Genomic DNA, 12,456 nt, shown 5'->3' with positions numbered 1-12,456 from the left:
TTAAGAAAGGGAGGAAGCGGACGCAGCTTACGCCGCGCCGCCTGTGGGAGCGGCACGCTCGATCGCCTGCGTCAGCAAGGCGAGCGGGACGGCCGAATCGGGCGGAGCAAAGCCGGCCGCGACGCGCAGCAGCATCGCGCGCAGCGCTTCGGCGGCCTGCTCGATCGGGCGCCGCCCCGGCGACGACTGCGTCGACCCGATGCTTACCGCATAGGCATGCCGGCGCCAGGCCAAGCCGAGCGCATCGGCAAGCAGCGCGACATGGCCCAGACCCATCGCCTGCGCGGCGGCTCCGACCCGGTAGGCCGCCTGCGCCGCATGCTCGCCCGCCGAGGGATCCCCCGAATGGCCCGCGCCGGCATCGGGCGCCCCTGAGCCGAACGCCGCGTCGCTGCTCACTGCGAGCGCCGTCATCGAAGCATCGGCCGTCTGCAGAAAGTCCTCATACGCATAGACGTTCACGGACACCGCACCGAGTTCGCGCGCGACGGCGGCGGCGCCCGCCTGAGCTTCGGCCTGCGCCGCCTCGTGTTCCCAAGCGGCCTCGGAGGCCTGCGTCGCCGCGACGTGCCAGTCGACGGTCAACCCATAATCGTTGAGCAGCGCCACCGCGTCGGCGTCCTCGGCAGCCGCGCCGTACAGCGCGTAATCGCGCCATAACAACGCAAGCGCTGCGCGCACGAACGAGCGTGGCGCCAACTGCTCACCGTGTCCTTGCTCCGCCAGCAACAGATTGCAGCGCGCATAGAAGCGCTTTGCCTCCGGATCGCCCGCTAACGCCCGGCCGTTCGCGCGCAATGCCCGCGCGCACGCGCCCGCCAAGCGCCATACGTCGTAGGTATCCGTGCCGGCAAGTTCGGCAACGCACGCGTCGAGTTCGTCGAGCGCCGCGCCTGCATCTTCGTGCCCCTTCAACACGGGCAGCAGCGCCTGCTCGTAGCGCGCACGCAAGACAGCCAGCGTCGACGCGGGTGCCACGCGCAAGGTGGCCGGCGCGACCGGCCGCCCCGCCAAGGCGAGATCCTCGAACCCGATCGCATAGCCTTGCGTATGGCGCGCGACCTGCGCGTTCAACTCGCGATAGTGGGCGAACAGCGTGGGCGAACAAGCCAGTTCACGCAGATTGCGACGTGTCAGTGCCGCGTGAAAATCGGCGAGCGCCCCGTTGAACTGCGGCAAGAAATCGCCGTTTGCGTACGGCGAGACCAGGACGAGCGCATCGGCGAAACGCTGCGACGCGAGCCAGCCGGCCTGGCGCAGCACCTGCGCCGCGCGCAGCAGCGGCCCGACGACGGCCATCCGCGCCTCGCTGGCCTGCCGCGCCTCGGCCAGCGCGGACTCCGCTTCATGAACCGCGCCGCCGCGCGGATTCGGCAAGGCCTCGAGGCTCGGCAAATCGACAGATGTCATGGCGTCGTGGGCACGCACGGCGGTGTAGAGCCCAGGCTCGCACCGCCGCGCTTGGGATCAGAGCTGAACCATCTCGAAGTCTTCCTTGCGCGCGCCGCATTCCGGGCACGTCCAATTGATCGGAACGTCCTCCCAGCGCGTACCCGGAGCGATACCTTCTTCAGGCAGACCGGCCTCTTCGTCGTAGATCCAGCCGCAAATCAGGCACATCCACTGTTTATATTCCATTCTGGTATCGCGTCGAAAGATCCGTTGAACAAAGAGCCATGATGGTACCGTTTTTGGGGCGGGCCTGGCTAGGCGTCCGAATCGAACCCATGCGGCATCGCATCCAGCGGCGCGCTGCCCGCCGGCCCCGCCCCCATTACGCCGGAAAGGGCCGACAATGCGTGTCGCGGCAGTGCCATCGAACCGGATTCGGCCGCATAATGGGCTGACCGCGCAGGCGAGCCGGCCGGCCCGCCACTCTCGGCTATATGAACACGTCCCAATCCATGCAAAATGCAGCTCCTCCGATCGTCCTGACTTTCGGCTTGGCCGACCCCACCGGCGGCTACGGCCTGCAGGCCGACCTGCTTACGCTGGCCAGCATGGGGTGTCATGGCGTATCGGTTCTGACCGGCTATACGGTGCGCGATTCGGTCAGCTGCGACGAAGTAACGGGGCTGGACCCCGATGTCGTCGCCACGCAAGCGCGCATGCTGCTCGAGGACATGCCGATCGCCGCCTTCAAAATCGGCGCGGCAACACGCGCGGAAGTCGTCAGCGCGATCGCCGAGGTCGTATCCGATTACGACGATATTCCGCTGATCCTCGCGCCCGATTTCACCGTCGACGACGAGCACGTCTTGGCCGCCGACGAGTTGCGCGAATCGATCGCCGATCTGCTCGCCCCGCAAACGACCGTCCTCATCGCCGATCAAGCGACGCTCATCGCGCTCGCGCAACCGGACGGCGATGCGGAGGCGCCAAGCTTGGACGGGGCGATCGCTCACTTGCTCTCGCAGGGTGCCGAATACGTGCTGTCGACGCAAACGGGCACGCATCGGCTCGTCAACACGCTCTTTAGCGAGGAAGGCCAGCTTCGGCAAGACATGTGGGACCGGCCGCAACACCGGCTCATGGGCATCACGGACACGCTTGGCGCAGCCGTCGCCGCGTTGCTCGCGAATGGGCAAGAACCCGCCGAAGCAGCGCGCGAAGCGCAGGAATACCTTTATCAGGCGGTGCGGCAAGCGTTTCGCCCCGGGATGGGCGCCTATTTGCCGGATCGCTTCTTTTGGGCGCGCGAAGATGAAGAGGCACCCGCCCCCGCGCCAATCGGCGTGGATCCGGCGCGGCCCAAGCCGTCGCGGGCTTGATTCGCCATATAAGCAAAAACTGCTCTCCGATGAGTTGTATTTTGATTCATAAGCGATTGTTTTAAAAGATAATTTCGAGATATCTATGATAGAGTCTCTCCCGAGACATTGACCGTCACGGAAGGACACGATGAACCTGGAAGACCGCATTTCGCGCTCGATTGCTCAGCGTAGGGGCATGGTCGTCCTGCGTGCTGAGCTTGCCAAGATGGGTAGCGTCTCACAGGTCGGACGCGTGCTCGCTCGGCTTGTGGAAAGCGGGAAGCTAGTCCGCGTGAGCAAAGGAGCGTTCGCCAAGACGCGCATCAATCAGTTCACGGGGTGCCCCTCGCCTGTCGGCACGCTGGAAACGATCTCCGCTGAGCTGTTCGATAAGCTCGGGATCAAAGTCGGTCAGAGTGCGCTCGTGGCGGACTTCAACAACGGATGCAGCACGCAGGTTCCGATGAGTGCGATCGTCAACACAGGACGTCGCCGCATTACGCGAAAAGTGACGGTCGGCAATCGCACCGTCATTTATGAGAACCATCTCAGAAACACTCAAAGCTGAAATCGAAGACGCAGCCAATGCAGGAATGCTGGGAAATCTGCCCCCGGCTGCGGCCGAGAAAGATATTCACATTACGGATGCGCTGTTCCCGCTCTCGCGGGTTCGACTCGCGCATGTCGCCCACCAACGGGATCGAGCGAGAGGGGACTGCTGCCTTGCTCGGGTCGAAGTTCTAACGCATCTGGTCTTCGCTGGCGGGACATGCCTCTCAAAGGCCCATGGTCTGATCGATTGGATGTCCGAGGACATTGACGTCAAGGTGGTCCTCGATGCGGTTCCAGACGGCTATGCCCTGCCGCAGGGACAAACCAACCGAAAACGGCTCGGCGATCTTCATGATGAAGTCGAGCGCCGCCTCAAATCAGCTGGTTTCGAATTCGCGCAAACCGAAAATTCCGAAAACCCCTTGTGCAGAGACAGTCGCCGTTATTACTGCCTCGCACTCTCGTACGAAGGGCGATTCCGGGACGTCTCAGGCGTGCTACGGCCGCAACTGAAGCTAGAACTCATTCACCGTCCGCCGAAGTTGAGGGTGCAGGAATTGGAAATGGGCTACCTGCTGGACAGATTCGTTCCTCGGAAGCAGCCTCACCGGTTCTCGATGGTGGCCATCTCGACGGCAGAGACGTTAGCGGAAAAGGTGCTGTCGCTGCTTCGGCGCTGCGCGTGGAAATGGGACGGTCATCAACGCGGTACGTACGACAGCGCGCTCGTTCGCCACATTTACGACGTTTGGCGTATCGCTGAGCGCCATCCGGAATCGATTGAGCAGGGACGGACCATCTTCGCCGGACTGATCGCGACAGACGCGGAAGAGTTTCGAAAGCAGCATCCCGAGTTCAATCAGCAGCCTTACCGAGTATTACGCCGGACACTGGAGCGCTCCCGCACGCATGACGAATTGCGCAAAGACTTTGAGCAGCGCCTTAAGCCACTGCTGTTCACGAGCAGCAAGCCGGACTTCGAAGTTTGTTTTGCGTCCTTCACCGAGGTCGCCACGCGACTTCTCGATAGCGACATGATCACAGCAAACGCTGTCTGAATTTTCGCGTGATCATTCTGCAACGCCCCGCAACTGGGTGCGTACCCACATGTAAAAAACCCCGCGTTGCTGCGGGGTTTCTTTGGCTGGAGGACGCGCCTCGCGGCGCGCCCTTCATGTGATCCCGGTTTGCAGCCCGAGCGGGCCGCAACGCCGAAATTACATGTCCATGCCCATGCCGCCCATGCCACCGGGCATACCGCCAGGCATCGGGGCATCCTTCTTCGGCAGTTCGGCAACGGCTGCGTCCGTCGTCAGCAGCAGGCCCGCCACCGAAGCGGCGTTTTGCAGGGCCGTACGCGTCACCTTCGTCGGATCCACCACGCCGGCTTCCACCAGATCGCAGTACTCTTCCGTCGAAGCGTTGAAGCCGTAGTTGCCCTTGCCCGCAGCAACGGCTGCCACGACAACGCCGGCTTCCAGGCCGCCGTTCGTCACGATCTGACGCAGCGGCTCTTCCATCGCGCGCAGCACGATCTTGATGCCGGCGTCTTGATCGGCGTTCGCGCCCGTCAGGCCGGTGATCGCCGTACGAGCGCGGATCAGCGCCACGCCGCCGCCGGCCACGATGCCTTCTTCCACAGCCGCGCGCGTTGCGTGCAGTGCGTCTTCGACACGTGCCTTCTTTTCCTTCATTTCGACTTCGGTCGCAGCGCCGACCTTGATGACGGCCACGCCGCCAGCCAGCTTAGCGACACGCTCTTGCAGCTTTTCGCGGTCGTAGTCGGACGTCGCTTCTTCGATTTGCGTGCGCACTTGCTTCACGCGCGCTTCGATGTTCGCGGCTTCGCCTGCGCCGTCGATGATCGTCGTGTTTTCCTTGCCCACTTCGATGCGCTTCGCTTGGCCCAGTTCGGCCAGCGTTGCCTTCTCGAGCGTCAGGCCCGTTTCCTCGGCGATCACTTGGCCGCCCGTCAGGATCGCGATGTCTTCCAGCATCGCCTTGCGACGATCGCCGAAGCCAGGCGCCTTGACCGCAACGGTCTTCAGGATGCCGCGGATGTTGTTGACGACCAGCGTAGCGAGCGCTTCGCCTTCGACGTCTTCAGCGATGATCAGCAGCGGACGGCCAGCCTTGGCGACTTGCTCGAGCACCGGCAGCAGATCGCGGATGTTCGACACCTTCTTGTCGTGCAGCAGCACGAACGGGTTGTCGAGGACGGCGACTTGCTTGTCCGGGTTGTTGATGAAGTACGGCGACAGGTAGCCGCGGTCGAATTGCATACCTTCGACGACGTCGAGCTCGTCGGCCAGCGACTTGCCGTCTTCGACGGTGATCACGCCTTCCTTGCCGACCTTGTCCATCGCTTCAGCGATGCGATCGCCGATCGACGTGTCGCTGTTCGCCGAGATCGCGCCGACTTGCGCGATTTCCTTGTTCGTCGTGCAGGGCTTGCTGATCTTCTTCAGCTCTTCCACTGCCGCTGCCACGGCCTTTTCGATGCCGCGCTTCAGGTCCATCGGGTTCATGCCCGATGCGACGTACTTCATGCCTTCGCGCACGATCGACTGAGCCAGCACCGTGGCCGTCGTCGTACCGTCGCCGGCGTTGTCGCTGGTCTTGGAAGCGACTTCCTTGACCATCTGCGCGCCCATGTTCTGGAGCTTGTCTTCGAGCTCGATTTCCTTGGCGACCGACACGCCATCCTTCGTGACCGTCGGGCCGCCGAAGCTACGCTCGAGGACAACGTTGCGACCCTTCGGGCCCAGCGTGACCTTCACTGCGTTCGCAAGGATATTCACGCCTTCCACCATCTTGGCGCGAGCGCTGTCGCCGAATACGACGTCTTTAGCTGCCATCTTCTAACTCCTTGAAATTCTTTGTGAAATATCGACCTGGACGGCGGAAATTACTTCTGCACGACCGCCATGATGTCTTCTTCGCGCATCACGAGCAGTTCGTTGCCGTCGACCTTGACCGTTTGGCCGGCGTACTTGCCGAACAGGACGCGATCGCCGACTTTGACGTCGAGAGCGATTTGGTCGCCCTTGTCGTTGCGCTTGCCCGGCCCGATCGCGAGCACTTCGCCTTGATCCGGCTTTTCGGCGGCGGCGTCAGGGATCACGATGCCCGAGGCAGTCTTGGTTTCTTGATCCAAACGCTTCACGATGACGCGATCGTGCAAAGGACGAAGGTTCATACATTTCCTCTCTGGTTTGAGACTGAAGGACGCTGAAGTTGAGGCCGCCAGGTAGCGACCCGGACGGAACTTGTTAGCACTCATGTGCAGCGAGTGCTAATTATATGGACCGACTATGGCAAATTCAAGGAGGGGTGGCAGGGAGAATTTGAGGGCATGGCAAATCAGAGGCCGGCTGTCCGCCGCGTGCCCTTCCGATTCGAACATAGGGAAATCCCGTATATCACCCGCGCGTCCTGGCCCGGCCGTCTAGCGGCATTCGAAAGCGCCCAGGTCGAGTAAAGGTAAAATGAGGTCACGATCATGCAGTCATACCGATAACGCCCCTCGTCGACGAAGGCCACCCCATGCGTGCACCACTGCAATCAAGAAATGACGCCGATGCCGTCCAAACGGAAGCTGCCGGGACGGAAACGCACGAGCGGATGTCGGTGGACAACCGTCCAGCGGCGGTGGCGCAACGCAAACTCACCGACATGACGAATAACAGCCCGCGGATGCTACAGCAACGGGCGTTGGGGGACGCCATTCACAACAGCCCGCAGTTGGTGGCGCAACGCCATAAAATAAATACGCTCTTTGGCGGAATAGTTCAACGACACGAAGACGGCACAATACCCGCTCAATTGTCGCCCGTACAGCGCGATGAAAATCCCAACAATACCGGCTTGCCCAATCAATTGAAGTCGGGAATAGAGTCGCTCTCCGGCATGAGCATGGATCATGTGAAGGTGCACTATAACTCGGATAAGCCGGCGCAGCTGCAAGCGCATGCTTATGCCCAGGGCAGTGAGATTCATGTGGGGCCTGGGCAGGAAAGGCATTTGCCGCATGAGGCTTGGCATATCGTGCAGCAAGCTCAGGGGCGGGTTCGGCCTACTTTGCAAACTAAGGCAGGCGCGGTCAACGACGATCCTTCACTGGAGAAAGAGGCCGACGTGATGGGCGAGAAAGCCGCGCAACGCCATCAACAATTGGAGAATAGCTCGCCTGCGGCGACCCAGCTGAAACAGCGAACGGAGATGACCTCGGTTGCGTCTGCGGCAACCATGCGCGGAACGTCAATGACAGCGCAACTTGGTGCCGCTTCATCGCATGCCCCTATGCAATTCACACGCGAAGGGGAAGAATATTTTAATAACGCCCTGAATCTGCTTTGCAGGCACGAACCGAAGGTGGCCGCCGCCGCCAATTATCTGCGAGGAGAATTCTACAAAGGAGTTTTTGACGCTGCTATCGCGAAGAAAGATCTGCTCAGTGTACTGCGGAAAACCGCCGCGCAGTCAGCGCCACCTATGGCTTTGTCTGGCATGGCTTCAGCATCAAGCGCGGCATCAAGCTCATCATCAAGCGCAGCATCAAGCAGCCCCCACATACCTGCACCGGCCAAAAGAGATGGACCTGTAAGCGGGGCGGCGGCCGCAGCTGGGTCCGCGGCAGGAGCCCCTGAACACAGCTCTGGCGCTCACAATATAGTCAGCCATGGAGCGGATGAAACGCATGTGCTAATTCCAAAATATTTGGCAATTAAAAATCTGTTCAGAGGCGATAGCAGGTTGCAAGCAGTCATAAAGGAAACTGGATTTCGACCCGGGGAGAAGCCGGCAGGTTACGTTGCAAAGCTGGCTGCTTACTTGCGGACTCGCAGCAGTGCAGAAGCCGAAAAAGACGCCCGAACCATGATTGCCCGCGAATCTGGGCAAGATATAAATAATAACGATGACGGAAAAAAGCGGCCGCCTACAGACTTGGTGCACTCATTGACGAAAATAGAAATCGAAGGCGGAAAGAAGATTATTTTGCTTAACTATGTTTGCTCAGGACCCGAGACTGGCGCCGGGACCACATCATATTTAATTAAGGTCGATGAGATCTTTACTTGTATATCAGCATCGCCTACAACCGGGCTTTATGCGTCTCCTTCTGGAGCACAGATAGTGGCTGTCGCGCAGAGCGCGAAGTCTACAGGTACAGTAAAATTCACGGAATATGATTTTCTTACCCCGATACCGGCTGATAAGATCTATTATGCCTCGAATGACAAAGGAAAAACCCAAGTGAATAATGGAAATTCTTGGTTCCGGGTGACGGACAATGAGCCGAGATAGGATGAAGAGAAATACGGGACTAGCCCCCTATCAAGCGCCGGATATTCGTGCCATGGCGGGGAACGGAATATAGGAATCGGCTAGTTTTCTCAGGGCGCAGTTCGCCCGTTACACGGCCCGATGCGTGCGAACGCCCCGAACTCGCCGTCGAGTACCGAAGAGTCCCTGCGGCGGGCATGGCCTTTTTTCAGCCGACAGCGGCAATCTTGGTCGTTTGGCACAATGCCCTCTCCTTTTTCTCGCTGCCGCCCAGCGGTGTTCCGCGCCGATATCCGCCCGCGCCGAGCGCCCTAGAAGCGCCTCACGACGATGATCCCCTTCTCGGTCCTCGACCTCGCCCCGATCCCGCTCGGCAAAACGCCGACCGACGCCTTCCGCCACTCGCTCGACCTCGCCCAGCACGCCGAACGCTGGGGCTACCAGCGCTTCTGGCTCGCCGAACATCACAACATGCCCGGCATCGCGAGCGCGGCAACGGCCGTCGTGATCGGCCATATCGCCGGCGGCACGAAGACGATCCGCGTCGGCTCGGGCGGCGTCATGCTGCCGAACCACGCCCCGCTCGTCATCGCCGAACAGTTCGGTACGCTCGCCTCGCTCTACCCGGATCGCATCGATCTGGGTCTGGGGCGCGCCCCAGGCACCGATCAAACGACGGCCCGCGCGCTGCGGCGCGACATGCATGAAAGCGCCGATCGGTTTCCCGAAGATGTCGTCGAGTTGCAGCGCTATTTCGCCGAACCCGTGAGCGGTCAACGCGTGCGGGCCGTACCCGGCGCCGGGCTGAACGTGCCGATCTGGCTGCTCGGCTCGTCGCTGTTTTCCGCGCAATTGGCTGCAGGACTCGGTCTACCCTTCGCCTTCGCTTCGCACTTTGCCCCCGATCATCTGCTGACCGCCCTGCACGTCTATCGCTCGCAATTCCGCCCGTCAGCCGCGCTCGCCAAGCCTTATGCGATGGTCGGCGTGAATCTGTTCGCGGCCGAAACCGACGCCGAAGGCGAGCGGCTCTTCACGTCGCTGCAGCAGCAATTCATCGCACTACGGCGCGGTACGCCCGGACAATTACCGCCGCCGGTCGACCAACTCGAGGCATCGGAGATGGAATTGGCCAACGTGCGGCACTCGCTTGCTTGCTCGGCCGTCGGCAGCCCCGAGACCGTGCGAGCGGCGCTCGAATCGATCATCGCCCAAACCCAGGCCGACGAGTTGATCCTGACCGCGCAGATCTACGATCACGCCGCGCGGCTGCGCTCGTTCGAAATCGGGACACAGGTGCGCGATGCGATGGCGGCTGCCTCCGCGGGGCGTTGAACGGTAGGGGGAGCAGGTCTTTCAATTGCTGCTCGATCGGTGCTGATCGGGACGCCAGCGCCAGGCGCGAATCGCGCCTGCGGGGTCCCGTTCGACCGACGAGGAGGATTCGATGGACTCAATCAAGCGAATATCGGCCCGCGCCGCGATGCTGGCCGCGCTGGCATGCATCTGCGCATGCGCGGCCGACGCGGCTTGGGCGCGACGGCCGGCGGCGGATGTCGGTGCATCCATGGTTCGACCACCACAGTCACCCGTCAGCGGCGCGAATGCCCACAATCCGGACAACATGCCGATCAAGCGGCCGCAAAAGCCAACCAACGACCCTATCGCCCGTCGACCGCCCGCCGGCACCCAACCCAAGTAGTGACATTCCCGCCCCTAAGGGGCGAGGCTTTCAGCGCTCCCGAGCGCGACGATCAAGCCACACCGCAATCGATTAGGTCCGCCGCGCAGGCAGGCGGACCTGTCAGCGCCTTCGCGCGGCCTCGAGGCAGACGGGTAGCGTTGTCCGTTCACTCGTTGCGCGCCGCGGTTGCGCGGCACATTCGTCAGCGCAATCCCCCATGTTCGGTCGCACCCTCTAGGTCGGCCAGGCGTAAGTTTTGGGTAAGTGAGCCGGCGTATTAATGACGCATGCGATGTGTTTCGACGTAAATGAAGCGGTCTGAAATCCAGAATGAAATAAATACAGGGTTTCCGCTACTTGCATCGCGATGAAAACAACGAAGGAGACTATTAACTTCAGAAATCCGGATTACGGGAAGACTGCGTTCTCCCCCGTCCGTCAAGGCGGCAGCCCATGCCGCCCACGTTTCAAAACTCAATGCGTCAATTAACGGGACGTTGATCCCACTATCAAGGGCACGGCAATGAGCAACGAAGCAAAGAAGTTTCCCAATCCGGCGCCGCTCGGTCTGGCGGGTTTTGCGCTAACCACCTGGCTTCTCAGCATGATCAACGCGGGCTGGTTCACGGGCGATGCCATCGGCATGGTGCTCGCGTGCGCCTTCGCCTTCGGCGGCACGGCGCAGATCATCGCCGGCGTGATGGAGGTGCCGCGCGGCAACACGTTCGGCGCGACGGCGTTCGTCAGCTACGGCGCTTTCTGGTGGTCGTTCGCACTGTTCGTGCTGTTCCTGCACGACAAGGTGCCGGCAGCCTTCGTCGGCTGGTATCTGTGCCTGTGGGGCGTGTTCACGTTCTACATGTGGCTTGCCACGTTCCGCTCGCCGAAGGTCCTGCAAGGCGTCTTCCTCGTTCTGTGGATCACGTTCTTCCTGCTGGCGTTCGGTGAATGGACGGGTTCGGCTGCTCTCCACGCGGCAGGCGGCTACGCGGGCCTGCTCACGGCGATCCTGGCCTTCTATCTGTCGGCCGCCGAGATGCAGATCGAAATGTACGGCCGAGCGGTCTTCCCGATCGGGCAAAGCACCGCGACGCCCGCGCCTACGCTGGCCCGCTGACGCAATCCTCGCGCTCGAATCGGGTTGTACGACCCGATTCGAGCCAATTCGACGCGAAGTCGACGAATAGTCGGCGAGCGAATCGACGCAGCACCGGCCTGCTCGTCCCGCGGTGTACCGACCCGGCGTTTCCCGCGCCGCTCAGGACCGCGGGCCGGCAGCAGCCGGGGTATTAGTTTGTGCCGTGTCGCCAAACGCAAGCCACTCGGCGTGGCTTCGAATGTCCGCCGGCCAATCGGCCGCAAGCGTGGCGAAACGAGAGGCGTCATCGGCGAACAGCGCGCGCGTCGCTTCCTCGAAGTCTCGCAAATTGCCCGCCATCGCGGACATGAAGTGATAGGCCCGCTCGTGCGCGGCGCGCTTCTCGTCTCGCCGCGCGTGGTTGCGGCGCGCCTCCTCGACAAGCTTGCGCAGCGCCACCGATGACCCGCCCGGCTGCGAACCCAGCCATTCCCAATGCCGCGGCAGCAGCGTGACCTCGCGGGCGATCACGCCCAGCTTCGGCCGGCCGCGCCCGCGTGGCGCGGCGCCTTCGCCGGCTGCGGCCGGTTCCTCGCCGGATTCTTCCTGAGCGATCGGCGCACAAGCGCCGGGCGCGCGACTCAAGCGCTCGCGCACCTGCTCGTCCGTGCCGCGCGTATCGACGTCGATCGAGCGCCCCGTTCCGTTGTCGAAAATCAGAATCGGCCCAGGCGCACCCTCAGCGGCTGCGTGCTTGCCGGCTAGCGCGACAGTCGGCAGCGTTCCCGACGCCAAATGGCGATGACCGTCAAAAATCGTGAATAAACAAGGCTCCGGCCGATGCGCCATGAAGGGCTCCCATGAGAACAAATCAACAGATGCACAAATAATATCCGGGCAAAAATCATAAATCAATAACACCCGGATAAAATTATCGCTCGAACATCCGCTGGCCCGCCTCCCTGCAAATCGCGAGTCCCTCAGTCCCTCAGATCGGAGCGATCAGAGACCATCACCGATCGCGGGAATATTTGGCGAGGTCACCCGGTAACGCTCTCCGAGGGCCGCGCTGCCGTCGCACGCCTGCCCCCCGATCACGCACC

At 61.8% G+C, this 12,456-nt stretch carries 12 protein-coding genes; 6 read left to right on the top strand and 6 right to left on the bottom strand.

The window, feature by feature from the left end; all coding sequences use genetic code 11:
• Positions 1–27: 27 nt before the first annotated feature.
• On the bottom strand, positions 28–1,410 hold the full coding sequence (locus DWV00_RS25515) for a hypothetical protein (protein WP_115536401.1): 1,383 nt from the start codon (positions 1,408–1,410) through the stop codon (positions 28–30).
• A 57-nt stretch (positions 1,411–1,467) separates the two neighbouring features.
• Positions 1,468–1,638, bottom strand: a complete 171-nt coding sequence (locus tag DWV00_RS25510; RefSeq protein ID WP_102648300.1) for a rubredoxin — start codon at positions 1,636–1,638, stop codon at positions 1,468–1,470.
• A gap of 266 nt (positions 1,639–1,904) precedes the next feature.
• Here DWV00_RS25510 and DWV00_RS25505 point away from each other — a divergent pair, with 266 nt between their 5' ends.
• The 3 genes from DWV00_RS25505 (at position 1,905) to DWV00_RS25495 (ending at position 4,363) form a co-directional block, all read left to right on the top strand.
• The gene (locus DWV00_RS25505) at positions 1,905–2,771 is read left to right on the top strand and encodes a hydroxymethylpyrimidine/phosphomethylpyrimidine kinase (RefSeq protein WP_115536400.1); all 867 of its coding nucleotides are present in this window, start codon (positions 1,905–1,907) and stop codon (positions 2,769–2,771) included.
• 130 nt (positions 2,772–2,901) lie between these two features.
• Positions 2,902–3,321 carry a DUF6088 family protein gene (locus DWV00_RS25500; protein WP_115536399.1) on the top strand — a complete coding sequence of 140 codons (420 nt, stop codon included), beginning with the start codon at positions 2,902–2,904 and terminating at the stop codon, positions 3,319–3,321.
• On the top strand, positions 3,290–4,363 hold the full coding sequence (locus tag DWV00_RS25495; protein ID WP_115536398.1) for a nucleotidyl transferase AbiEii/AbiGii toxin family protein: 1,074 nt from the start codon (positions 3,290–3,292) through the stop codon (positions 4,361–4,363). Before DWV00_RS25500 ends, DWV00_RS25495 begins: the two co-directional genes overlap by 32 nt.
• A gap of 159 nt (positions 4,364–4,522) precedes the next feature.
• On the opposite strand, the gene groL is transcribed toward DWV00_RS25495, so the two are convergent.
• Together groL and groES are read right to left on the bottom strand one after the other, a co-directional pair.
• A complete protein-coding gene (groL, locus tag DWV00_RS25490; RefSeq protein ID WP_115536397.1) occupies positions 4,523–6,163 on the bottom strand; it encodes a chaperonin GroEL in 1,641 nt (546 codons plus the stop codon).
• A 50-nt stretch (positions 6,164–6,213) separates the two neighbouring features.
• Entirely contained in the window at positions 6,214–6,504 is a 291-nt protein-coding gene (gene groES, locus DWV00_RS25485) for a co-chaperone GroES (RefSeq protein ID WP_102648303.1), read from the bottom strand.
• A gap of 347 nt (positions 6,505–6,851) precedes the next feature.
• Between groES and DWV00_RS25480 the strand changes: the two genes are divergently transcribed.
• Positions 6,852–8,612, top strand: a complete 1,761-nt coding sequence (locus tag DWV00_RS25480) for an eCIS core domain-containing protein (protein ID WP_115536396.1) — start codon at positions 6,852–6,854, stop codon at positions 8,610–8,612.
• A gap of 309 nt (positions 8,613–8,921) precedes the next feature.
• The gene (locus DWV00_RS25475) at positions 8,922–9,926 is read left to right on the top strand and encodes an LLM class flavin-dependent oxidoreductase (protein ID WP_115536395.1); all 1,005 of its coding nucleotides are present in this window, start codon (positions 8,922–8,924) and stop codon (positions 9,924–9,926) included.
• A 21-nt stretch (positions 9,927–9,947) separates the two neighbouring features.
• On the opposite strand, the gene DWV00_RS34185 is transcribed toward DWV00_RS25475, so the two are convergent.
• A complete protein-coding gene (locus DWV00_RS34185; RefSeq protein WP_181885585.1) occupies positions 9,948–10,226 on the bottom strand; it encodes a hypothetical protein in 279 nt (92 codons plus the stop codon).
• Positions 10,227–10,798: 572 nt separating this feature from the next.
• Here DWV00_RS34185 and DWV00_RS25465 point away from each other — a divergent pair.
• Positions 10,799–11,392 (top strand): acetate uptake transporter, encoded by a 594-nt coding sequence (locus tag DWV00_RS25465; protein ID WP_115536394.1) that lies wholly within the window; start codon positions 10,799–10,801, stop codon positions 11,390–11,392.
• Positions 11,393–11,533: 141 nt separating this feature from the next.
• On the opposite strand, the gene DWV00_RS25460 is transcribed toward DWV00_RS25465, so the two are convergent.
• Positions 11,534–12,202: a DUF2239 family protein gene (locus tag DWV00_RS25460; protein WP_115536393.1), complete on the bottom strand. Its 669-nt coding sequence runs from the start codon at positions 12,200–12,202 to the stop codon at positions 11,534–11,536.
• Between the last annotated feature and the right edge of the window lie 254 nt (positions 12,203–12,456).

Source organism: Trinickia dinghuensis (assembly GCF_003367175.1).
Classification (GTDB): domain Bacteria; phylum Pseudomonadota; class Gammaproteobacteria; order Burkholderiales; family Burkholderiaceae; genus Trinickia; species Trinickia dinghuensis.
This window is presented reverse-complemented; position numbering and strand designations above follow the sequence as displayed.